The organism is Gordonia sp. SMJS1, assembly GCF_029866425.1.
GTDB classification, from domain to species: domain Bacteria; phylum Actinomycetota; class Actinomycetes; order Mycobacteriales; family Mycobacteriaceae; genus Gordonia; species Gordonia hongkongensis.
Window position 1 is genome coordinate 2959399 of the sequence record NZ_CP123381.1, and the last position, 22023, is coordinate 2981421.

At 67.3% G+C, this 22023-nt stretch carries 19 protein-coding genes and 2 pseudogenes; 12 read left to right on the plus strand and 9 right to left on the minus strand.

Annotated elements, in window-relative coordinates; translation table 11 throughout:
* Window positions 1–11: 11 nt before the first annotated feature.
* Window positions 12–641, plus strand: a complete 630-nt coding sequence (gene upp, locus QAD21_RS13615) for a uracil phosphoribosyltransferase (protein ID WP_058253501.1) — start codon at window positions 12–14, stop codon at window positions 639–641.
* A 290-nt stretch (window positions 642–931) separates the two neighbouring features.
* On the opposite strand, the gene QAD21_RS13620 is transcribed toward upp, so the two are convergent.
* Together QAD21_RS13620 and QAD21_RS13625 are read right to left on the minus strand one after the other, a co-directional pair.
* A complete protein-coding gene (locus QAD21_RS13620; RefSeq protein WP_275892326.1) occupies window positions 932–2308 on the minus strand; it encodes an IS1380 family transposase in 1377 nt (458 codons plus the stop codon).
* A gap of 225 nt (window positions 2309–2533) precedes the next feature.
* Window positions 2534–3244 (minus strand): CPBP family intramembrane glutamic endopeptidase, encoded by a 711-nt coding sequence (locus tag QAD21_RS13625; protein WP_078114053.1) that lies wholly within the window; start codon window positions 3242–3244, stop codon window positions 2534–2536.
* Window positions 3245–3314: 70 nt separating this feature from the next.
* On the opposite strand from QAD21_RS13625, the gene QAD21_RS13630 reads away from it, so the two are divergent.
* Window positions 3315–4283 (plus strand): bile acid:sodium symporter, encoded by a 969-nt coding sequence (locus QAD21_RS13630; RefSeq protein WP_226513419.1) that lies wholly within the window; start codon window positions 3315–3317, stop codon window positions 4281–4283.
* Here the strand turns inward: QAD21_RS13630 and QAD21_RS13635 are convergent.
* Complete coding sequence (locus QAD21_RS13635; protein ID WP_055475422.1) at window positions 4258–4992, minus strand: glucose 1-dehydrogenase; 735 nt, start codon at window positions 4990–4992, stop codon at window positions 4258–4260. The genes QAD21_RS13630 and QAD21_RS13635 overlap by 26 nt on opposite strands.
* Window positions 4993–5127: 135 nt before the next feature.
* On the opposite strand from QAD21_RS13635, the gene QAD21_RS13640 reads away from it, so the two are divergent.
* On the plus strand, window positions 5128–6213 hold the full coding sequence (locus tag QAD21_RS13640) for a diacylglycerol kinase (RefSeq protein ID WP_055475421.1): 1086 nt from the start codon (window positions 5128–5130) through the stop codon (window positions 6211–6213).
* A 100-nt stretch (window positions 6214–6313) separates the two neighbouring features.
* Here the strand turns inward: QAD21_RS13640 and QAD21_RS13645 are convergent, their stop codons facing one another.
* Both QAD21_RS13645 and QAD21_RS13650 read right to left on the minus strand, forming a co-directional pair.
* The gene (locus QAD21_RS13645) at window positions 6314–6964 is read right to left on the minus strand and encodes a response regulator transcription factor (protein ID WP_055475420.1); all 651 of its coding nucleotides are present in this window, start codon (window positions 6962–6964) and stop codon (window positions 6314–6316) included.
* Window positions 6961–8094, minus strand: coding sequence for a histidine kinase (locus QAD21_RS13650; protein ID WP_231632669.1), 1134 nt, complete (start codon window positions 8092–8094; stop codon window positions 6961–6963). The genes QAD21_RS13645 and QAD21_RS13650 overlap by 4 nt, the downstream gene beginning before the upstream one ends.
* Window positions 8095–8254: 160 nt before the next feature.
* Between QAD21_RS13650 and QAD21_RS13655 the strand changes: the two are divergent.
* The 5 genes and pseudogenes from QAD21_RS13655 to QAD21_RS13675 all read left to right on the plus strand — a co-directional run bounded on the left by QAD21_RS13655 (window position 8255) and on the right by QAD21_RS13675 (window position 13394).
* Window positions 8255–9168, plus strand: a pseudogene (locus tag QAD21_RS13655) (ATP-binding cassette domain-containing protein).
* Complete coding sequence (locus QAD21_RS13660) at window positions 9165–9977, plus strand: ABC transporter permease (RefSeq protein WP_055475417.1); 813 nt, start codon at window positions 9165–9167, stop codon at window positions 9975–9977. Before QAD21_RS13655 ends, QAD21_RS13660 begins: the two are co-directional and overlap by 4 nt.
* Window positions 9978–10080: 103 nt before the next feature.
* Window positions 10081–11832, plus strand: coding sequence for an alpha/beta-hydrolase family protein (locus QAD21_RS13665; RefSeq protein ID WP_055475416.1), 1752 nt, complete (start codon window positions 10081–10083; stop codon window positions 11830–11832).
* 69 nt (window positions 11833–11901) lie between these two features.
* Window positions 11902–12840, plus strand: coding sequence for an AraC family transcriptional regulator (locus QAD21_RS13670; RefSeq protein WP_055475415.1), 939 nt, complete (start codon window positions 11902–11904; stop codon window positions 12838–12840).
* Window positions 12840–13394, plus strand: coding sequence for a dihydrofolate reductase family protein (locus QAD21_RS13675; RefSeq protein WP_055475414.1), 555 nt, complete (start codon window positions 12840–12842; stop codon window positions 13392–13394). Before QAD21_RS13670 ends, QAD21_RS13675 begins: the two co-directional genes overlap by 1 nt.
* Window positions 13395–13427: 33 nt before the next feature.
* Here the strand turns inward: QAD21_RS13675 and QAD21_RS13680 are convergent, their stop codons facing one another.
* On the minus strand, window positions 13428–14087 hold the full coding sequence (locus tag QAD21_RS13680) for a PaaI family thioesterase (RefSeq protein WP_055475413.1): 660 nt from the start codon (window positions 14085–14087) through the stop codon (window positions 13428–13430).
* A gap of 100 nt (window positions 14088–14187) precedes the next feature.
* Here QAD21_RS13680 and QAD21_RS13685 point away from each other — a divergent pair, with 100 nt between their 5' ends.
* Entirely contained in the window at window positions 14188–15030 is an 843-nt protein-coding gene (locus tag QAD21_RS13685; protein WP_065629864.1) for a crotonase/enoyl-CoA hydratase family protein, read from the plus strand.
* A 302-nt stretch (window positions 15031–15332) separates the two neighbouring features.
* Here the strand turns inward: QAD21_RS13685 and QAD21_RS13690 are convergent, their stop codons facing one another.
* Window positions 15333–16328, minus strand: coding sequence for a BadF/BadG/BcrA/BcrD ATPase family protein (locus tag QAD21_RS13690; protein WP_065629863.1), 996 nt, complete (start codon window positions 16326–16328; stop codon window positions 15333–15335).
* Window positions 16329–16428: 100 nt separating this feature from the next.
* On the opposite strand from QAD21_RS13690, the gene QAD21_RS13695 reads away from it, so the two are divergent.
* The gene (locus QAD21_RS13695; protein WP_065629862.1) at window positions 16429–16896 is read left to right on the plus strand and encodes a nitroreductase family deazaflavin-dependent oxidoreductase; all 468 of its coding nucleotides are present in this window, start codon (window positions 16429–16431) and stop codon (window positions 16894–16896) included.
* 25 nt (window positions 16897–16921) lie between these two features.
* Here QAD21_RS13695 and QAD21_RS13700 read toward each other — a convergent pair whose 3' ends face one another.
* Both QAD21_RS13700 and htpG read right to left on the minus strand, forming a co-directional pair.
* Window positions 16922–17914, minus strand: coding sequence for a hypothetical protein (locus QAD21_RS13700; RefSeq protein ID WP_065629861.1), 993 nt, complete (start codon window positions 17912–17914; stop codon window positions 16922–16924).
* A gap of 31 nt (window positions 17915–17945) precedes the next feature.
* Window positions 17946–19958: a molecular chaperone HtpG gene (htpG, locus tag QAD21_RS13705; protein WP_065629860.1), complete on the minus strand. Its 2013-nt coding sequence runs from the start codon at window positions 19956–19958 to the stop codon at window positions 17946–17948.
* Window positions 19959–20131: 173 nt separating this feature from the next.
* On the opposite strand from htpG, the gene QAD21_RS13710 reads away from it, so the two are divergent.
* Both QAD21_RS13710 and QAD21_RS13715 read left to right on the plus strand, forming a co-directional pair.
* Complete coding sequence (locus tag QAD21_RS13710) at window positions 20132–20887, plus strand: PIG-L family deacetylase (protein WP_065629859.1); 756 nt, start codon at window positions 20132–20134, stop codon at window positions 20885–20887.
* A gap of 47 nt (window positions 20888–20934) precedes the next feature.
* A pseudogene (locus QAD21_RS13715) lies at window positions 20935–22019 on the plus strand (IS630 family transposase).
* Window positions 22020–22023: the final 4 nt, after the last annotated feature.

Genomic DNA, 22023 nt, shown 5'->3' on the forward strand with positions numbered 1-22023 from the left:
GAGAGGAACCCATGGGCAGCGTCGCCGTCATCGACCATCCGCTGGTACAACACAAACTGACCCTGATGCGTCGCAAGGAGACGTCGACAAACGACTTCCGCCGTCTGCTCGACGAGATCTCGATCCTGATGGCGTACGACGTCCTGCGTGACATCCCGATGCACGAGATCACCATCGACACACCGCTCGAGACCACCACCGCCCGGGTCATCGACGGCAAGAAGCTGGTGTTCGCCGCGGTTCTGCGGGCCGGTGCCGGTATCGCCGACGGCATGCTGACCGTTGTTCCCGGCGCGCGCGTCGGACACATCGGCCTCTACCGCGACCCGAAGACCATGGTCGTCGTCGAGTACTACTTCAAGATGCCGTCGGAGCTGTCCGAGCGTGATGTCGTGATCGTCGATCCGCTTCTGGCGACCGGGCATTCGGCGGTCGCCGCGATCGACCGGATCAAGGAGTACGGTCCGAAGTCCATCAAGTTCGTCTGCCTGCTCGCCTGCCCGGAGGGCATCGAGGTGCTGCATCGCTCACACCCCGACGTGCCGATCTTCACCGCGGCGGTCGACCGCGAACTCGACGACAACGGCTTCATCCGCCCCGGACTCGGTGACGCCGGCGATCGCATCTTCGGAACCGCCTGACCTCGAGAACAGGAAGGAACCCTGCTCCCGGAGGTGCGAGCGAAGCGAGCCGCGAAGGGTGTAGCAACACGTCTCACCAGGCCCTTCGAGGCTCGTCGCTTGCGCTCCTCACACCTCAGCCTGAATCTTTCACGGGTGGGTAGGGTTTCGCCGATCGGTTGTCGGTGTCGCCTTTTGATGGTTGGTGCTGGTGTGTGGGCAGGGTGGATCGCCAGCGTTGGGTTCGCTGGTTGTTCGGGTTCTGAGGTGGGGTGGGCGGCGGTGACGGGGCGCGGTGACCGAGGGGCTGGTTAGGCGGTGAGGCGTTGCCAGCCGTGGCGTATGTGGTGGTTGTAGGGCCAGTCGGTGGGTAGTCGCAGGGTGGTGGTGCGGGCGTGGGTGATGATCTTGCCGCCGACGGTGAACAGGCGGTGGCGCAAGCGTTTGGGTTCCCAGCGGCGGATGGGGTCGTGGCGGTGGTAGCCGAGGGTTTGAGTCCAGGCAATGAGGTCGGAGGCCAGGGCGACGATATCGAGCCACAGTTGGTTTTTGGCGAATGAGTCGAACGGTAGGTTGGCCATGCCGGTGTCTTTGAGGCAGCGGATACGGTCTTCGGCGCGGGCACGTTGACGGTGACGCAGTTCCAGGATCGGCAGTGTCCAGCCGCGGCCGCGGGTGTTGGTGGCGAACACGGTGTAGCGGCGGCCCTCGATGTCGGTGATGAGGTGTTGGGCTCCGTTGTGGGGATATTCGCGGCGCGCGATCAGCCGCATCCCGGGTGGCCAGGGCTCGTAGGCGGTTTCGGTGTCACGGACCGAGCGCGGCATGTGGTCGGTGATCTCGGCGACCTGGGCATCAGCTCGTGGATCGGCGTCGTCGGTGTTGATCGCGGTCACCCAGGCGGCCTCAGGCAGCACGTCCAATGCGTCTTTGACCAGTTCGGAGATGGTGAACCCGACCGAGTACTGCAGGCGTTGCTCGGCCAGGTGGGCCAGGAACTTTTTGGCACACCCGGCCGAATCGGTACGTATGAGCACCTGGGCGCGTTCAGCGGCGGGCAGCTGGGCCAACGCCGCCTCGAGGGCCGCGATGTGCATGTCCGCACCTTTGGGTGAGGCACCTCCACGCCGCAGGTCCAGGTTCAGTGTTTCCCCGGTGCCGAAGGCGCCGTGGTCGACGAACGAACACATCGGGGAATGCCCGAACACCCGCTTATACGTTTTCTGGGCCTGTTCTTTGGCCGAGCCGGCGGTCACGGTCGTGGCATCGAGATCAACGATCACCAGCCCGCCATCGATGCTGCCCGCAGTGCCCTCCAACGGGCGGGCAATGCCCCACACCCGCTCCCGCGCCGCGGCGCGAGCCGCGCTGATCGCGGTACTGACCGCCTCGACATCGGTAGCCAGCCTGCTGATCACCCGCGAAATCGTCGGATCAGAGGCCACCTGCCCGTACAACTGTGGCTGAGCCCGGACTGTGGCCACATCGGCCACACAGTCACCACCGGTCGCCAAGGTGAGCGCCAGATCCAGCACGATCTTGGCCGGATCATGGACCGTCGCCGCGGTCCGCCACGGCGCCATCGCCGCGGTCAGCTCGGCTCCCAGGCCCGAGACCTGCACGGTTTTCGTCAGCAACACCCCGCCCGAGGTCGTCAGCACCGACTCAGTGCGCGTAGGGTCCACCATCAACTCGGGATACACGTTATTCTTCACCTGCGAGGTGCCTTTCTTCTTGTGACTATTTGTTTGTGGTGAATCAATAATCACAAGGCAGACAGGCACTTTCGCGTATCACACGCCGAACACCAGCAACATCAGTGAAATATCCAGGCTCAGGGAGCAGGGGTTATGGGCTTCTTTCGGATTAGGGAGCAGGGTTCGTGGTGCTGTGGCGCGCCGGAGGTGTTCGGTCTACGACACCTGCCAGGCCACCGCGGCACCGATCGCCCCGGTGGCGTTCAGTGCCCAGTGCAAGGCGATCGGTGCGAGGAGGCTCGTGGTGCGTTGCCGTAACCACCCGAGCACGAAACCCGCGGCCCCGGTTGCCACGACCGCGCCTGCGATGCCGGCGATCTGTGCAACCGTCCCGGCACCCAGTACGCCGCTCAGGCCTTCGTTGCCCGCGGTGAGACCGGTCGAGGACAGGATGTGCCACAAACCGAAGGCGATCGCACCGACGACCAGCGTCGTCAACGGGGCGAACAACCGGCCCAGAACCCCTTGCAGCACACCGCGGAACAAGACCTCCTCCGGGAGAACGGTCTGCAGCGGGATGATCACGAACGCCGCCAGGAGGGCCTCGGAGGTGTCGTCGTAGCGGTCGGACAGGAAGAACTCACGCGTCGCCGGGATCGCGACCGCTGTCGAGACCACCGCCGCGACCACGAGGACCGCGGCCACGGCGACCGGGATGCCGGCGCGCAGTTCCGCACGGCTCAGGCCGAGGTCCCGCCAGCCGAGGCCGGCGAGGCGGGCGATGCCCACGGCCACGACGGCGGCAACCGGGACGATCGCCACCGACAGCGGGCCGTCCGCGAGATGCGCACCGATGTTCACCGCGACGAGGAACACGATCACCACGACCAGTAGCGCGACGTCGGTGCGACGGGACGGGGTGATCACCCGGTCGAGTCTGCCGTACCGCGCCATGGCGGTGTCGGTGAACGCGGCCGCGGTGTCGCAGAATGATTCGGTGCCAAGACCCGCGACCGTCGTCGACCGCCTCGAACGTCACCAGGTCGCCCTCTACCTCGGCGCGATACTCGCCGGACTGTGTGCGGGACTGGCCGCACCCGGTCCCGCCGAGGGCCTCGAGTCGGCGATCACGCCGCTGCTCGCCGCGCTGCTCTATGTCACCTTTCTGCAGATCCGCCGGTCCGATCTCCTGGAATCGCTGCGTGACCGACGGTTCCTGGTCGCGGTGCTGTTCCTGAACTTCGTCGTGGCGCCTCTTGTGGTGGCCGTGTTGTCCTCAGCGCTGCCCGCCGACGACGCGATCCGTCTCGGCGCGCTACTGGTGCTGCTGTGTCCGTGCGTCGACTACGTCGTCGTGTTCGCCGGGCTCGGCGGCGGGGACGCCCGACGACTCCTTGCCGCGACGCCGCTGCTGCTCCTCGCCCAGATGCTGCTGACACCGCTGTATCTGGTGCTGCTGCTCGGTGACGGACGGTCGGTGATCGAGCCGGAGCCGTTCCTCTGGGCGTTCGCTGTCCTCATCCTCTGCCCGCTGGCACTGGCGTGGCTCACCCAGGCGTGGGCGGAACGATCCGAGGCGGGTCGTCGAGCCTTGGTCGGCGCCACGATGACGATGGTCCCGCTCATGGTGGCCGTACTCTTCGTCGCCGTGAGTTCCCAGGTACCTCTCGTCGGTTCGCGTTTTGCCGACATCGTCGGGGTGATCCCGGTCTACGCCGCGTTCCTCGCGATCATGGTGGCGGCCGGTGTCGCGGTGGCACACATGTTCCGCCTGGCCCCGGAGCCGTCGACGGCGGTCGTCTTCTCCGGAGCCACCCGCAACTCGCTCGTCGTCCTGCCACTCGCGCTGGCGCTGCCGGTCGGGGCGGAACTGGCCGCGGCGACGGTGATCACGCAGACACTCGTCGAACTGATCGGGATGGTCGTCCTGGTGTGGGCGTTCACTTGTGTGGCACGTCGGCGCTGAGGCCGCCGTCCATCACGAACTCGGCACCGGTCGCGTACGAGGACTCGTCGCTGGCCAGGAACACCACGAAGGTCGACACCTCGCGTGACTCCGCGGCCCGACCCATCGGCACGGTCACCATGTCGTCGGGGATCCCCTCGGTCATCGGCGTCCGGATGAGACCCGGGTGGATGGAGTTCACCCGCACGTTGTGCGGAGCCAGTTCGAGCGCAACCGATTTCGCCAGACCACGCACGCCCCACTTGCTCGCGACATAGCCGTGCGCCCAGGGACTTCCGCGCAGGCCCTCCACCGACGAGACGTTGATGATCGAGCCACCGCCGGCGTCGATCATCAGGTCCGCGACCGCCTGGATTCCGAGGAACGTGCCCGTCAGGTTCACGTCCAGGATCTGCTTCCACTTGTCCAGCCGGAACTTCTGGATCGTCGAACCGTTCACGATGCCGGCATTGTTCACCAGGACGTTGACCTTGCCGAACTCGTCTACCGCGGTGGACACCGTCGTCTGCCAGTCCTCGGGCGAGGTGACATCGAGGTGGACGTAGCGCGCCGCGTCCCCCAGTTCGGCGGCCAGCGCCTTGCCCTCATCGTCGAGGATGTCGCCGATCACCACCTTCGCCCCCTCGGCCACGAGGGCCCGGGCGTGCTCGGCGCCCATGCCCCGCGAACCACCGGTGATCACTGCAACCTTGTCGTCTACGCGTCCCATGGGCGGCAACGCTACCGCGACGAGCGCGAAAATAGAACAGGTTCCACCGAAAAATGGTCTACTGAACAGACAAACGTCCGGACAGGTGTACACCACGCCCCACCGGCGCCGATCGAACACAAGGAGTTCCACGCCATGTCCTTCCGGGTAGCTCTCGTCGGAACCGGCAACGTCGGCCGGTTGTGCCTCACCCAGCTGATCGAGGACCCGCGGTTCGAACTCGTGGCCGTCTGCGTGTCCACCCCTGAAAAAGTCGGTGTCGACGCCGCGACGCTCGCCGGGCTGGAGACACCCACCGGAGTCCTGGCGGTGGGCGACCTCGACGAGGTGATCGCGACGAAGCCGGATTGTGTCGTGTACTGCGCCATGGGTGACACACGTCCCGTCGAGGCCTTCGACGATGTGGTGCGCATCCTCGCCGCCGGGATCGACGTCGTCGGGTCCTCCCCGAACACGCTCCAGTACCCCTGGGACGTGATGCCCGCGAAGGCGATCGCCAAGATCGACGAGACCACCGCGGGCAGCGGCGCCAGCCTGTTCGTGACCGGGGTCGATCCCGGTTTCGCCAACGACCTCATCCCGTTCGTCTTCGCAGGCACCTGCCAGCACATCGAGCAGGTGCGCTGCATGGAGATCGCCGACTACGCGACCTATGACGGGGCGACCGTCATGTTCGACGTCATGGGCTTCGGCAAACCGCTCGACGAGACCCCCATGCTGTTCCTGCCGGGGGTACTGGGGTTGGCATGGGGCACGACGATCCGGCAACTGGCCGCCGGTCTCGGCGTCACCGTCGACGACATCGAGGAGATCTCCGAAAGCGAGCCTGCGCCGGAGGATTTCGACATCGCGGCCGGTCACATCGCTGCGGGCACCCGCGCGGCCGTGCGTTTCGAGATCATCGGCAAGGTGGCCGGCGAACCCGTGATCGTCATCGAGCACGTGACGCGGCTTCGAGGTGACCTGCGGCCGGACTGGGCGCAGCCGGCTCAGCCCGGCGGGTGCTACCGCGTCGAGATCACCGGCGAACCGTCGTACACCGTCGACATCATGCCGACGAGCCGCAAGGGTGACCACAACCACGCCGCCATCGTCGCCGCGGCCGGCCGGATCGTGAACGCCATCCCCGCGGTGGTCGACGGGCCCGCGGGACTTCGCACCACACTCGACCTTCCGCTGGTGACGGGCCCGGGGGTTTCGACAGGCTCAACCGGCGGGTAGGCGGCTCCGCGCCCACGGAATTCGCAAACCCACCCCTTTTCCGTAAACGCACCACGCTCGGACCGGGTGGGTTCACGAAAAAGGGGTGGGTGTGTCGACGTCACACCATCCCGGCGTCGTGCATCAGGATCGCGACCTGGACCCGGTTGCCCGCGTCGAGTTTGGTGAAGATGTGCGAGATGTGCGCCTTGACCGTCGCAAGACTCATGTAGAGCCGTTCAGCGATCTCGGCGTTCGACGCCCCGCGGGCGAGCTCGACGGCCACATCACGCTCGCGTGCGGTGAGTCGGTCGACACGTTCGACCGCGGACGAGGTTCGGTGACCGCCGCTGGTGACGACCTGCTTGATCAACGCGGCGGTCACCGAGGGACTCAGGGCAGGTCGACCGTCGAGCACTTGGTGGATGGCCGCGACGATGTCGTCGGGTGGCGTGTCCTTGAGCAGGAATCCGTCGGCACCCATCGCGAGTGCGCGGACGACGTAGTCGTCGGCGTCGAAGGTCGTGAGCACGATGATCGCGGGTGGCGAGGCCAGTGCCTTGAAGCGGCCGGTGGCCGCGATCCCGTCGAGCACCGGCATCCGCAGATCCATGAGGACGAGATCCACGGGCGCCGTGGCATGGGTGTCGAGGGCCTCCTGCCCGTTGCCCGCCTCGGCGACGATGTCGAGGCCGGCATCACCGCCGAGGAGGAGCCGGAGTCCGGAACGGACGAGGGGGTCGTCGTCGACGATCATGATGCGGGCGGTCATGACTGCCACGGTAACCAGACGTGCAACAGGAACCGTTTGTCCTCGCTCACGGTCACCGACTGCCTGCCGCCGTGCAACCCGACCCGCTCGGCCAGGCCGACGAGGCCGAATCCTGGTGTGGGACCACCTGAACCCGCCGTCAGCGGTAGCGGATTCTCGACGAGCAGATCCACACCGTGCTCGGGTCCGCCCCGGATGTGCATGGTCACCGGCGCGCTCGGCGCATGACGCCGCGCATTGGTCAAGGCCTCCTGCACACACCGATACAGCGTGCGTGAGATCGCCGGGCCCAGCGAATTCACATCGATGTCGCATCGGCTGTCCACACGCATCCCCAGCCGGCGCGCCTCCTCGATCAGCGCGGCCAGGTCCGGAACCCCTTGCGGTTCCTCGGGCGCGGCGTCGCCGGGCCCCTCCCGCAGAACCCCGAGCACCTCCCGCAGCTCGGTCAACGCCAGGTGCGAGGTCTCCTGGATGGTCTGCGCCGTCTCGCGGATCTGCTCTCCGGACAGGTCCGAACGGTAGGCCAATGCGCCCGCGTACATGCTCATCGCCGAGATCCGATGCGCGAGGATGTCGTGCATCTCGCGTGCGATCCGCGCCCGTTCGAGCGAACGCGCCTGCATCACCTTCGCCTGCTGTTCGGCCTCGGAGGCCAGCGCGCGCGCCTGCCAGCTGGCGAGAAGCTCACGCCGCGAACCGATGTAGAGACCCCACGCGACCATCGCCGCCGTCGCGACCACCGTGACCGAGTAACTGACGATGACGGGATCGTTCGCCTCGGTCGGAGTGGCGAAGAAGGCGAGGGCGATGATCCCCGCGACAACGGACAACACCGCCTGCGGGATGATCTCGCGCCACCGACGCCGGGTCGACAGGGACACCATGGCGAGAATGCCCGGTCCGAGAGACGACGACGACACGATGGTCACGATGTTCGTGAACGTCGTGACCGGTACGGGATGGCTTCGGCGCCACCAGATGACGATGTAGGAGAGCACCCCGAGTGCGAGGTCGGCGACGAACCACCACCGGGCCTGGTCCCACAGGTACGACGCACGGGTGGCGAAGGTGCCGGCCGAGACGCAGAGCATCACCGCGAGCCGCCACAATCGGCTGGCCCACGTCATCGGTGGTTGGTACTGCTCAGGACGCACAACCGTCACCGTAGTCGGGCGCCGGTGGTGCCCGCGTCCTCCCGATGGGTGTCGACCCCTACGACTTTCGGTCGATACGACGCTGTCCGGAGGTCCGATGTGCACGCCGTGCGGAAACGACACGATGGACGACATGATCACAGTGAAGAATCTGACGAAGCGCTACGGCGACTACGTCGCAGTCGACGACGTGTCGTTCACCTGCCGCCCCGGGCAGGTGACCGGATTCCTGGGCCCCAACGGCGCCGGGAAGTCGACGACGATGCGGATCATCGCCGGGCTGACGCCGCGACGTCGGGGGTGGCGCAACTCTACGGCGTCGACTACCGGTCCATCCCGAATCCCGGCACGCAGGTCGGCATCCTCCTGGACGCCTCGGCTCAGCACGCCGGCCGGACGGGCGCGGAGGTCCTGCGACTGTCGGCGATGACCATGGGCATCGGCCACGACCGCGTCGACGAGATGCTCGAGCTGGTCAGCCTCACCCCGGAGGAGGCCGGGCGACGAGTGCGCAACTACTCCCTCGGCATGCGCCAGCGTCTCGGTATCGCCGCAGCCCTGCTCGGGGACCCGAAGATCCTGATCCTCGACGAACCGGCCAACGGACTGGACCCGGCGGGCATCCACTGGATGCGAACCCTGCTGCGCGGGTACGCCGATCGCGGCGGCACGGTGCTGCTGTCGTCGCACCTGTTGCACGAGATCGAGATCGTCGCCGACGACATCGTCGTGATCGGCAACGGCCGGATCGTGGCCCAGGGCACCAAAGACGAACTGCTCGCCGGCGCCGGGACACGCGTCCGATCACTCGACGACGCGACCCTCGGCGAGGCGCTGAACGCAGCCGGGATCACCGTGCAGCGCAACGCCTCCGGCGGACTCGATGTCGACGCCGACCCCATCGACGTGGGCCGCGCCGCGGCCGCCGTCGGCGTCGTCCTCACCGAGCTGCGGCCCGCGGACGGCGCCCAGCTCGAGGCGATGTTCCTGCAGCTGACCGCGGACACCCAGCGTGAACACACCACACTCGAAGGAGCAGCCCGATGACCCTCGCCGACTTCGGCACCCCCGTGCCCCACACCGACGTGATCGACGTCGAGCGCCCCGGAATCCCGTTCTCCCGACTCGTCCGCGTCGAACTGCGCAAGCTCGTCGACACGCGTGCGGGTTTCTGGCTGACCGCCTCGATCGGAGTCATCGCGGCGATCGTCGTGATCGCGATGCTCATCGCGAACCGCAACAGCCCCGAGAACCTCAACCTCGGACAGTTCTTCGGGATGATGAACATCCCGACCGCCATCATTCTGCCCATCCTCGCGATCCTGCTCGTGACCGGGGAGTGGAGCCAACGCACCGCGCTGACGACATTCACCCTCGAACCCCGACGGCAGCGCGTCGTCGGAGCGAAGCTGGTGGCGGCGCTCCTCACCGCCGTCGCGGCGGTCGCGGTCGCGCTCATCCTCGGCGTCATCGGCAACGGGATCGCCGGTCTGGCGTTCCCCGATCCCGCCGGCTCCTGGGACCTCACGCTCGCCGGGTTCGTGAATTCGTTTGTCTCGCAGACCTTCGGCTTGCTGCTCGGTTTCGGCTTCGCCGCCCTGATCCTGAACACCCCGGGCGCGATTGTCGCCTACTTCGCGCTGCCCACCGCTCTGACCGTGGTCAGCCAGCTGGTCCCGTGGTTCAAGGACAATCTCGGCCAGTGGGTGGACACCGGCTTGACGAACGTGCCCTTTCAAGAGGGCGACTGGGCGACCGGGGGCGAATGGGCGAGGATGCTCGTCTCGGCAGTGATCTGGATCGGACTGCCCCTGGCGTTCGGGGTGCTACGGATTCTGCGGTCTGAGGTCAAGTAACGGACGCCGCTGGATGGCACGACGGTCACGGTCGCCGTAAGCGCCGCTGCCACACCGCGATCGGTGTTACGGTTTTCGGGTTCTCGAGAAAAGAGGAACCCACGTGTCGTCGACCACGCCCACCTCGCAACCACCTGCCGCTCCGGAACCGGACGACGCACCGGTTCCGGAGCAGTCCGGCGCCACCGGCCCGGCAGAAGAGAAGACGCCGTCGTGGTGGCGGCGGCGGCTCCACCGGTATTCCTGCGTCGGGTTGACGGTCGCGCTCGTCTTTCTGTGGCTGTCGGTGACGCCGTCGCTCCTGCCGCGCGGGCCGCTGTTCCAAGGCATCGTGAGCGGGGCCTCGGCCGCGGTCGGGTACGGCCTCGGTGTGCTGGTGTCCTGGCTGATCCGTTACATGATCTCCCGGGAGGAACCCTGGCCCGCGCCGATGCGCCGGCTCTGGGCGGCGCTGGGCCTGGCCGCGATCGCGGGCACCGTCGTCATGCTGGTCGCGTTCCAGCGGTGGCAGGACCAGGTCCGGACGATGATGGGGGTCGACCTCCTGTCCTGGACGGCCTACCCGCAGATCCTGCTCATCGCCGTGGTGGTCTTCGCCCTGCTGATGACCATCGGGCAGGCGTGGGGCGACGGGGTGAAGTGGCTCGTCCGGAAACTCAATCGCGTGGCGCCGCCGCGTATCTCGGCCTTCGCCGCGGCGACCATCGCGATCATCATCACGGTGCTGGTCCTCAACGGCGTCGTCGCCAACTACGGTATGCAGGCGCTGAACTCGTCGTTCGCGGCGGTCAACGACGAAACGACGGCGGACTCCAGTCCGCCGACCACCCCGCAGCGTTCGGGCGGTCCGGGTTCGCTGGTGACCTGGGATTCGCTCGGGCGTCAAGGCCGGATCTTCATCTCGGTGTCGCCCACCGTGGAAGAGCTGAGCGCGTTCAACGGGTCCCCCGCCATGGAACCGATCCGCGCCTACGTCGGGCTCGGCTCGGGTACAGATCTGCGTGCCAATGCCGAACTCGCCGCAGAGGAACTCGTGCGCGCCGGCGGGTTGCAGCGCAAACTCATCGCGGTCGCCTCCACCACCGGCACCGGATGGATCAACCAGGCGACGGTGGACTCGCTCGAGTACATGTACAACGGCGACACGGCGACGGTGAGCATGCAGTACTCGTACCTGCCGAGCTGGTTGTCGTTCCTCGTCGACAAGGAACGCGCGCGGCAGGCCGGGCAGGCGCTCTTCGAGGCGGTCTCGGAACGGGTGCGCGAGGTACCTGAGGCCCAACGCCCCAAGCTCGTCGTCTTCGGCGAGAGCCTCGGCTCCTTCGCGGCCGAGTCGGCGTTCGGGACCATCCCGGCGCTGAGCGCGCGCACTGACGGTGCCCTGTTCAGCGGACCGACCTTCAACAACAAATTGTGGGTGGACACGACCGGGTCACGCGACGACGGGACGCCGGAAGTGTTGCCCACTTACGACGACGGTCGACAGGTCCGATTCATCGCCGACGCACCGGACCTCGACAAGCCGACCACCGAGTGGACGTCGCCGTCGGGTCGCGCGGTTTATCTGCAGCACGCCTCCGATCCGATCTCGTGGTGGAACCCGCGACTGATCCTCCGCGAGCCGGACTGGCTCGAGGAGGAACCCGGACGCGACGTGCTGTCGGCGATGCGGTGGATCCCGTTCGTGACCTTCTTGCAGGTCAGCGCCGACATGGCGGTGTCGGTCGGAGTCCCCGACGGCCACGGACACAACTACATGTCCGCGATCCCGGCAGCCTGGGCCAAGATCCTGCAGCCGCCGGGCTGGACCGAGGCCAAGACCGAACGTCTGATCCCCCTGCTGACGAGGGACTGATCGGCACCGCCGCCCGGTGGAGCAATTTCGGTCGGGCGGGAACGGCTTTCGCGGTTCCATACTCAGAGGGTGACCTCTACCGACCGTGACCGTCTCCGGCAGCTTCTCGACGCGGTGCTGTCCGAGGACAACACCTCGCTCGACGACATGGCCTCGGGCGCCTACGCGTCGCCGTTCCACTTCACCCGGCAGGTCCGGCGCGGTGCCGGCGAGGCACCGGTGGCCCTGCGGCGCCGCGTCCTCCTCGAACGTGCGGCGTGGCTCCTCCAGCGGGGACAGTCGGTGACCGACGTGGCCTTCGAGTCCGGGTACTCGTCCGTCGACGGCTTCTCGCGTGCCTTCAGCCGCGCCTTCGGACACAGTCCCGGCCGCATGGGTGCGGTGGGAGAGCACAGCCACTGGCTGCCGGCGCCGAACGGCATCCACTTCCACTCGCCCACTGCGCTGTACGTCGACAGCGGCTCACCCACGACCGAGGATGCGGGCAACGTGGTGATGCTCATGATTCGCCACGACCTCGACGACATCGAGGCGCTCCTCGACGCCGCGAAGGGGCTCGACGCCGCGTCGTGGACCGCGCCGCGTTTCGCGGGTAACCAGCTGCTGTCCTGGAGTGGACCGGAAGAGTCTCTCGCAGAGGTCATTTCCCATCTCGTCGGCGACAAACTCCCCTGGTTGTCGACGATCGAGGGAGCCGACCTGCCGCCGGCCGCACTGACCCAACTGACCGACCTCATCGAGTTGCATCGCGACATCGCACCGCGCTGGCTCGCCCTGATCCGTGACATCGACCGACGCGGCGCGTGGCAGGACCGCGTGATCGACGCCTTGTGCGACCCACCCGAATCGTTCCTGCTCTCCCAGATCGTCGCGCACGTGTTGACGTTCTCCGCACATCGTCGGCTCGTCGCCCGCTGGATGCTGCGGGACTCCGGCGTCGACGTCACCGCCCCGACTCTCGATCCCGACCCGATCATGTGGCACCGCAAACACTCCGGAGGATTCTGATGGCATTCCGCTACTACACGGCAACGACCCTCGACGGCTTCCTCGCCGACGACCGGGACAACCTCGACTGGCTGCTCAGCCAGCCGCTCGAGGAGGGCGGGCCGATGAACTACGACGACTTCTTCCGGCAGGTCGGTGTCGCCGTGATGGGCGCGACGACCTACCGGTGGATCCTCGACCACGAGGTCTCCGACGGGAAGCCGTGGCCATACGACATACCGACGTTCGTCTTCACCCATCAGTCACTGACGCCGGTGTCGGACACCATCTCGGTGGTCGCCGGGAGCCCCGCAGACCTCCGTGACCGTCTGGTCGACGCAGCGGGCGACCGCCACGTCTGGGTCGTGGGCGGCGGCGACCTCGCCGCGCAGTTCGCCGAAGCCGGAATGCTCGACGACGTCATCGTGTCGATCGCGCCCGTCACCTTGGGGTCGGGCCGACCACTCTTCCCGCGCGCCTACGACTTCGAGTTGCAGGACTTCGCACGCAACGGCGCGTTCCTGTGTGCGCGCTACTCACCCGTAGGGCCGCGATCGACTCCCGCGGAGGTCTGACCGGTCGTCGGGCGACGGGCCGGCCCGCGGCGTTCAGCCCTCGCCGACCGAGTTCCGCATGGCGTCGGGCACCTCACCGCGAGCCCACCGCGGCAGGATGAAGATGCCCTCGGACTCGGCCGTGAGCTGGCCGTCGACCGAGATCGTCCCTGTGACGAACGTCTTCACACCCTCGACCCGATCGACGCGCGCCTCGCCGCGGATCACCCCGAGCGGCGTACCGCGCCGATACCGGACGGTGAGGGTGCCGGTCATCCCGGGCACACCCTGGAACTCCGCGGTCGAACCCAGCAGCTGGTCGAAGACGAGCGCGAGCACGCCGCCGTGGACGAGTCCGGCCGGACCCTCGTACTGGGGACCGAGTGCGACCTCGAGCCAGCTGTACTCGGATTCGTGATGGAGCTCGACCGGCGGTGCGATCGGGTTCCGCCGCCCCAGAACGGCATTGCCCCAGGACCGTTTGGTGCCGTCGGAGTTGAATCGGATGCCGAACGGGCCCGGCAGCTGGTCCTTCCGGAGGATCTCGGTGGCGGCGGCGATGAGCCGCCTCGCCTCCGCGATGTCTGTCTCACCGACCTCGGTGCGCACCGTCGCATCGATCAAGTCCCGGACGCTGCCCGCGATCGCGGACGCGAGTTCGGTCCGGTGCGCGAGTTCCTCCGGGTCGATGTCCTCCTGGATGTATCCGCTCATGTACCCATCTAACAGGGTCGACGCACCGCTCTCGGCCCGACCGGTCGCCGTCGGCGGACCCGGACACCGCCGGTTCTGACCGCCGAGTAGGCTCCCTCGCATGACAGACCACGCCTGGAACGACCGCGCCTGGACCGCGTTCGACATCACCGTCTCCGACCACATCGCCGAGGTCACCCTCATCGGCCCGGGCAAGGGCAATGCCATGGGACCGGACTTCTGGCAGGAACTCCCAGAGCTGTTCGGGCACCTCGACACCGATCCGGAAGTGCGCGCGGTGGTGCTGACGGGGTCGGGCAAGAACTTCTCCTACGGCCTCGACCTCGTCGCGATGGGCGGGACGCTGTCGGCCGTCCTCGCCGGGGACGCCAAAGCCGCGCCGCGCACCGAATTCCTCGACTCGCTGCGCACACTCCAGGCCGGCATCACCGCGGTCGCCGACTGTCGCAAGCCGGTCGTCGCGGCCGTGTCCGGCTGGTGCATCGGTGGCGGCGTGGACCTGATCTGCGCGGCCGATGTGCGCTACGCCAGCGCCGACGCCAAGTTCAGCGTGCGTGAGGTGAAGGTCGGGATGGTCGCCGACGTGGGCACACTCGCGCGCCTGCCGTTCATCATCGGCGACGGTCACATGCGGGAGCTGGCGCTGACCGGCAAGGACATCGACGCCGCCCGCGCCGAGAAGATCGGTCTGGTCAACGACGTCGCCGACGATCAGACCGCCGTGCTCGAGCTCGCCCGCTCGACCGCCCGCGAGATCGCCGACAACCCGCCGCTCGTGGTCCACGGCATCAAGTCCGTTCTCGACCATTCGCGCAGCGCCGCCGTCCACGACAGCCTCCGCTACGTCGCCGCGTGGAACTCCGCGTTCCTGCCCAGCGAGGACCTCACCGAGGCCATCACCGCCGTCTTCGAGAAGCGCAAACCCGAGTTCAAGGGCCGCTGAGTCGCCCTGAGCTTCGAGGCTCGTCGACCTCAACGCGCTCCGTGGTCGCTTGCTCCGCCCGGCGGCTTGCGCTCCTCGCACCTCAGTACCTGCGGCCTGGCGGCCGTCGTGGACTACGAAAGAACACGCGTGGGCTTCCACATCTCTGCTCCCTGAGGTGCGAGCGAAGCGAGCCACGAAGGGCTCCGCAACCTGTCTCACCAGGCCCTTCGTGGCTCGTCGCTGGCGCTCCTCGCACCTCAGGGAGCAATGGTCATGTCGTTCCTTTGGATTAGGGAGCAATGGGGGCCGCTTCTTTCGGCTCAGGGAGCAGAGGTCCCACGGTAGACGTGCTCGGCCAGCGGGTGTGCGGCGTCGAGATCGGTGAGGAGTCGGACGCCGTCGAAGGGCGGGCCGTGCGGCGGTTCCACGGACACCTCCGGGGCTCGGCGAGAGATGGTGTCGACGAACCGGTTTCGGAGTCGATCACTGGCCGACATCACACCGCCGACCCAGCTCACGCGTGCTGGCTCGCCGGGCCCGCGGCCGCTGCGGTCGAGCGCGGTCATCGCCGACGTCGCCAGTTCGTCGGCGGCGTCGTCGATGACCTGTTGGGCCGCCGCATCCCCGGCCTCCGATGCGGCGTCGACCGCCCGGGCGAACGCGGCGATGCGTGCGACGCGGTCGGGGTCGGCCTGCACCGACATGTACAACTCGGCCAGCGGACCGAATTCCTCCTCGGTGGCCACGCGGAGTGCCGTCTCGGGCCCCCGGCCGTCGAAGGCGCGCAGTGCCGCGGTGATGCCCGACCGCCCGATCCAGTAGGCACTACCGGCGTCGCCGAAGAGGTATCCCCAGCCGTCGACCCGGCGGACACCGCCCCGGCCGACCCCGAGGGTGACCACGCCCGTCCCGACCGCGGTGACCGCGCCGAACTCGTGACGATTCGCGGCCAGATACGCGGTCACCGAATCATGGGCGAGGGCAACGGAGTCGACGCCTGCGTCGGCGAGCGCGGCGAGGAGATCGATGGGGCGGGAGGCGCCGGGGGTCAGTCCGGACACGCCGGCCGCGACCACCGACGGGCCGGGCGACCCGTCGGGACCCGACCTCACCATCGCCGTTCGAAGGATGTCCCGCACGGTTGCGGCGATCTGCTCCACGACCGGTCGGTCGGTACGGATCGGGGGCGCGTCGTGGTCGGAACCACCGTCGGGCGTCTCGATCCGCACGCGGGTGCCGGTCTGGCCGCCGTCGATCAAGATGTGCGTCACGCTGTCACCGGTCGTCACGGACCGCAACGCTACCTCGGTGCCCATCCGCCCGGAGGGCATCGAACCGTCACGGCGTCGGCGGAGACTCGACACGGGTCCGGGGAGTCGACGTCGATTCGCCGAATCCCCGTGACACACTGGGCGCATGACGGTGCGGCGCGGACTCGCGGTGAAGATCGGGTCGATCTCCTGGATGCCTCGCTTCCTCCCGCAGATCGTCAGGTGCGACAGCGTTCTTCAATCTGTGTCGGGACAGCGGCTGAGCCTGCTCGACATCGGTGATCTGCCGAACATCACGATCCGGGTCCCGGGCCGCAAGAGTGGTGCGATCCGGACGACGCAACTCCTGGCCGTCCCGGACGGGTCGGACTGGTTGATCGCAGGCTCCTACTTCGGCGGTCCCAAGATGCCGGCGTGGGTCTTCAACCTCCGCGCTGCCGACGAGATCGAGATCATCGTCCACGGTGAGGTGTCGGAGGCGGTGCCCACCGAACTGGTCGACGCCGAGCGGGACGCGGCCTGGCAGACGCTGCGGGCGGTGTGGCCGAACTTCGATCTGTACGAGAAGCGCACCGACCGCCGCATCCCGGTGTTCCGGCTGCGACCGCGCTGACCCGACCTGGTCGGAACTCGGTGGGTCAGCCGTCGGTGACGAACTCGGGACTGCTCTCGGTGAGGTCGACATGGCCCACGAGGTACTGCTCGTCGACGGTCTCCACCCGGGGGCCGTCCGCGTCGTACTCGGGGGTGTAGGACACCCGCCAGCGCACCGGGCCGACGACGTCGACGACACCCAGACCCGACCCGTCCCGGCTGCTGTCCCCACTCGCATCCGAAACCGGAACACGGAGCAGATAACGCAGCCCGGACAGGTCTTTCGGAGCCGTCCACCGCACACTGCCGTCCACCGCGGAGCGGTACAACCGTTGGGTACAGCCCGCGACCTGCCGCCCCGCATCGGCCTGGGTCGACGCCGCACACGCGGTCAGGTGCGCCGACACCGAATCGCTGACGGCTCCGGCGCCGGTGGCGCTCAGTTCGCCGACGACGCGGACGGACATGGGTCCTCTCGGCGTGGTCGGAGGATCGTCGTCTGCGACGCGCGCGACGAAGTCGGTGTCGCGGGAGCCCCAGCGCTGCGGTCCGGGGAACACGTGCACCGTGTCCCCTTCCTCGACCTCGCCGCCGAAGAACGTCGGTTGCACAACCCGTAGCGACTCGATCCGGACCGCGATCGCGCCGTCGACGACGGCCCAGCCGTCGGCGACCCGTACGGTCCGGATCTCGGTGTCGATGACCCGGGCACCCATCCGGTATCTTGCCCGGACGTTCTCCTCCGGCGCACCGTCGGCAGCAGACCGGACCTCGATGTCGCCCAGCGGCGCCGCGGAGTGTTGAGCCCGCAGGACGTTGTCGGACAGAAACCGGGTGTCGGGGCGCGGATCGATGACACCCAGAGCCGCGTCGGCGTCGGCATCGGCGAGCGCGTCGAGATAGGTCTGCACCGCCTCGGACGGGGTGGCCGCCCGCTCGTCCTCGCGGGCCAGCCCGACGACGAGCGCGGCGACCAGCACCACCGCCAGGACAACCGCCACGCCGCCGAAGACGACGATCCGTCTTCGGCGGCTCACGTGCGGCGTACCCGTGGTCTGGACAGACCGATCAGGACTCCGAACCGGCCGACGGTCCGCTCGCCGCGAACGATTCGGTCAGCCGACCGGCCAACAGCTTCGCGAACTCGGCCGGGTCGTCGAGCTCACCGCCCTCGGCGATCACGGCCATGCCGTACAGCAGCTTCGCCGTCGGCACCAGTTGTTCGTGATCCCCGGCTCCGTAGGCCTTGTTCAGCGCGGCGACGAGCGGGTGATCAGGGTTGAGCTCCAGTGCCCGCTTGGACTTGGGGAATTCCTGACCGGACGCCCGGTAGAGCTTCTCCAGCTGCGGAGACATCGAGAACGTGTCACCGACCAGGCACGCCGGCGACTCGGTGAGGCGCGACGAGAGTCGCGTCTCACTCACGTCGTCGGAGAGGGTGCTCGTGAGCCACCCCAGCAGGTCGGCGTAGGTCTTGTTCTGCTCCTCCTTGGCGGAATCGTCGGCGTCCTCGTCGTCACCGTCGAGGTCGACGGCGCCCTTGGCGATCGACTGGAACGACTTGCCGTCGAACTCCGCACCCGCCGAGACCCACATCTCGTCGACGGGATCGGACAGGACGAGAACCTCGATTCCCTTGGCGCGGAACGCTTCCATGTGCGGCGAGTTCACGATCTGCTGACGCGATTCGCCGGTCATGTAGTAGATCGTGTCCTGACCGCTCTTCATCCGGCCGATGTAGTCGGCGAGTGTGGTCAGTTCGTCCTCGGAGTGGGTGGTCGCGAACGACGAGGCCTTGAGGAGCGCCTCGCGGTTGTCCGGATCGTTGACCAGACCTTCCTTGAACACCCGGCCGAAGGCATCCCAGAACGTGCGGTAGTCGTCGGGCCGGCCGGCGCGCATCTCGGTGACCGTCGAGATCACCTTCTTGGTGAGCCGGCGACGGATCGCGCGGATCTGGCGGTCCTGTTGCAGGATCTCGCGGGACACGTTCAGCGACAGGTCGGCCGCGTCGACGACACCCTTGACGAAGCGCAGGTACTCCGGCATCAGTTCGGCGCAGTCGTCCATGATGAAGACGCGCTTGACGTAGAGGTGGATGCCGACCTTGCTGTCGCGCATGAACAGGTCGAACGGTGGCTGCGTCGGGATGAACAGCAGCGCCTGGTACTCGAAGGTGCCCTCGGCCTGCAGCGTGATGGTCTCCAGCGGCGCATCCCAGGCGTGGGAGACGTGCCGGTAGAACTCCTGGTACTCCTCGTCGGTCACCTCCGAGCGCGACTTGGCCCAGAGCGCCTTCATCGAGTTGATCGTCTCGGCCTCGACGACCGTCTTCGTCTCCGGCGCTTTCTTCTCGTCCGCGTCGTCGGCGTCGGAGGCCTCGGTGTCGGGGGTCTCCACCGGAACGGTCTTCTCGACGTCCATCCGGATCGGCCACGCGATGAAGTCCGAGTACCGCTTCACGAGCTGGCGGAGCTTGGTCGGATCCGAATAGTCGTAGAGGTGATCCTCGGTGTCGACGGGCTTGAGCGCCAACGTGACCGAGGTGCCCTGCGGGGCGTCGGGGACGTCGTCGATCGTGTAGGTTCCGTCGCCGGTCGACTCCCAGCGGGTGCCGGTGCTCTCCCCCGCCTTACGGGTCACCAGCGTGACCTTGTCGGCGACCATGAACGTCGAGTAGAAGCCGATGCCGAACTGACCGATCAGTTCCTCGGCCGCCGCGTCGGACACCCCGTTCGCGCGAGCCTCCGCGAGCGACCGGCGCAACTCGGCCGTGCCCGAACGGGCCAGCGTGCCGATCAGGCCGACGACCTCGTCGCGGGTCATGCCGATGCCGTTGTCGGCCACGACGAGGGTCCGGGCCTCGGCATCGGGGTCGAGCGTGATGTGGAGGTCGGAGGTGTCGACGTCGAGGTCTTTGTCGAGCAGGGACTCCAGCCGCAGCTTGTCCAGTGCGTCGGACGCGTTGGAGATCAGCTCGCGCAGGAAGCTGTCCTTGTTGGAGTAGATCGAGTGGACCATGAGATCCAGCAGCTGCCGGGTCTCGGCCTGGAACTCGTGGACTTCGGGCTGAGCGCTCATCGCAGACCTCCATGTTCTGTTCTCGTGCACCGGACGGATGAAAATCTCCGCGCCGGTGCGACACGTGTGACGGACACCGACTTTACCGAGCGGTGGTGTGGCTACCCTGGGTCGGGGACCGACTACCCCGCACGACATCCGTGCCGTGCGGGAACGATCAGGAAGCCAGGTGGATGGGCACACCCCGACTGCTGTTGGTGCACGCGCACCCCGACGACGAATCACTGTGGACCGGTGGCCTGATCGCGCGTCACACCGACGCCGGCGGCGAGGTCGACCTCGTGATGTGCACCTGGACCGACGGCACCGTCCGGCACCGCGAACTCGCCGACGCGGTCGACATCCTCGGCATGCCGCGCCCGCCGATCATGCTCGGCTATGCCGACGACCGGCGACCAGAATCCGCACCCGATGCGCAGCGGCTGTGCGAGGCGTCGTTCGACGAACAGGTCCGTGCGCTCACCCACCACATCCGGGCAGTGCAACCCGACATCGTGATCACCTACGACCCGCTGGGTATCTACGGTCACCCCGACCACGTCCACGCGCACCGGCTCGCGTGCGCGGCGGCCGACGCGGCGGCGTCGACGAAGCTCTATCACCGCGCCGGGCCGGCCTGGCGCGTGCGTTCGCTGTACTTCGCCACCATCCCGAAGTGGATGATGGACATCCTCGCGGAGAGTCTGTTCGCGGACATCCCCCGGGAGCAGCTACCCGGCACTCCGGAGTCGGAGATCGACGTGGTGGTCGACGTGTCGGATCTCGCGGCCCGCAAGAGGGCGGCCGTCACCGCCCACCGTTCCGAGATCGATCGCAGCCGGGCCATCTCCGGCTTCATGTCGCTGCCCGACGACATCCAGGAGAAGCTGCTCGGCGTCGAGTGCTATCAGCGCCGCGACCTCGTCCCCGGTGGTTGCGACCTGATCTAGTGGTGTGTCTCGCAATTGTCTAGCTCGTTGTTCGGTAGGCTGGGTTGATGAGTGCACCGGCAGCGTGTTTGCGGTTGACGAAAGCCGAGCGGGAGACGTTGGAAACGTTGGCGCGGGCGCAGACCGCGCCGCACCGTGAGGTGTTGCGGGCCAGGGTTTTGCTGATGGCCGCCGACGGCGAAGCGAATCGGGTGATCGCCGAGGAACTTGGGGTGACCGCGGTGACAGTGCGGGCGTGGCGCACACGTTTCGCCGAGGACGGGTTGACGAAGTTCGGGCAGGTACGAGCTGGTCGGGCCGTAAGTCTTCGATCAGTGAGGAGAAGGTCGCCGAGATCGTGCGGTTGACCAAGACGAGCACTCCACCCGGGCATACCCATTGGTCGTGCCGCACGATGGCCGCCCATGTTGGGGTGAGTCCGGCTACCGTGCAACGCATTTGGTCTGATCTTGGGCTTAAGCCGCATCGGGTGGACACGTTCGAGGTATCCAACGATCCGCAGTTCGAAGAGAAGCTGATCGATGTGGTCGGCTTGTACCTGACGCCGCCGGACAAGGCCATTGTGCTGTGTATGGACGAGAAATCACAGATCCAAGCCCTCGACCGAACCCAGCCGTCGTTGCCGATGGTCACCGGCCGTGCCGCCACGATGACCCACGACTACAAACGCAACGGCACCACCACCTTGTTCGCCGCGCTCGACGTGCTCACCGGCACGGTGATCGGACAATGCTTACCCAGACATCGCCACAGCGAGTTCATCACGTTCCTCAACACCGTTAACCGTGAAGTCCCCAAGGGATTGCAGGTGCACGTGATCCTGGACAACTACGGCACCCACAAACATCCCGAAGTCCTGCGATGGTTGGAGCGGCACAAACGTTTTCACTTCCATTTCACCCCGACCTCGTCGTCGTGGCTCAACCAGGTCGAACGCTGGTTTCGGGAGTTGACCGACAAGAACATCCGCCGTGGGATCTTCGCCAGCGTGCCCGACCTCATCGAGAGCATCGAGGAATACCTCAACGCCCACAACGACAACCCGACACCATATGTCTGGACCGCAACCTCCAGGTCGATCCTGGCCAAGGTCGCCCGCGCCCGCGCCGCACTCGAACAAGGAGTTAGCTAAAACC

Excerpts from the sequence above, each read along its gene's own strand:
- htpG (WP_065629860.1), bottom strand. The coding sequence starts at position 19,958 with ATGAGCGCTCAGCCCGAAGTCCACGAGTTCCAGGCCGAGACCCGGCAG.
- QAD21_RS13675 (WP_055475414.1), top strand. The coding sequence starts at position 12,840 with ATGGCATTCCGCTACTACACGGCAACGACCCTCGACGGCTTCCTCGCC.
- QAD21_RS13685 (WP_065629864.1), top strand. The coding sequence starts at position 14,188 with ATGACAGACCACGCCTGGAACGACCGCGCCTGGACCGCGTTCGACATC.
- QAD21_RS13695 (WP_065629862.1), top strand. The coding sequence starts at position 16,429 with ATGACGGTGCGGCGCGGACTCGCGGTGAAGATCGGGTCGATCTCCTGG.
- QAD21_RS13640 (WP_055475421.1), top strand. The coding sequence starts at position 5,128 with ATGTCCTTCCGGGTAGCTCTCGTCGGAACCGGCAACGTCGGCCGGTTG.
- QAD21_RS13620 (WP_275892326.1), bottom strand. The coding sequence starts at position 2,308 with ATGGTGGACCCTACGCGCACTGAGTCGGTGCTGACGACCTCGGGCGGG.
- QAD21_RS13690 (WP_065629863.1), bottom strand. The coding sequence starts at position 16,328 with ATGGGCACCGAGGTAGCGTTGCGGTCCGTGACGACCGGTGACAGCGTG.
- upp (WP_058253501.1), top strand. The coding sequence starts at position 12 with ATGGGCAGCGTCGCCGTCATCGACCATCCGCTGGTACAACACAAACTG.
- QAD21_RS13660 (WP_055475417.1), top strand. The coding sequence starts at position 9,165 with ATGACCCTCGCCGACTTCGGCACCCCCGTGCCCCACACCGACGTGATC.
- QAD21_RS13635 (WP_055475422.1), bottom strand. The coding sequence starts at position 4,992 with ATGGGACGCGTAGACGACAAGGTTGCAGTGATCACCGGTGGTTCGCGG.
- QAD21_RS13650 (WP_231632669.1), bottom strand. The coding sequence starts at position 8,094 with ATGACGTGGGCCAGCCGATTGTGGCGGCTCGCGGTGATGCTCTGCGTC.
- QAD21_RS13645 (WP_055475420.1), bottom strand. The coding sequence starts at position 6,964 with ATGACCGCCCGCATCATGATCGTCGACGACGACCCCCTCGTCCGTTCC.
- QAD21_RS13680 (WP_055475413.1), bottom strand. The coding sequence starts at position 14,087 with ATGAGCGGATACATCCAGGAGGACATCGACCCGGAGGAACTCGCGCAC.
- QAD21_RS13710 (WP_065629859.1), top strand. The coding sequence starts at position 20,132 with ATGGGCACACCCCGACTGCTGTTGGTGCACGCGCACCCCGACGACGAA.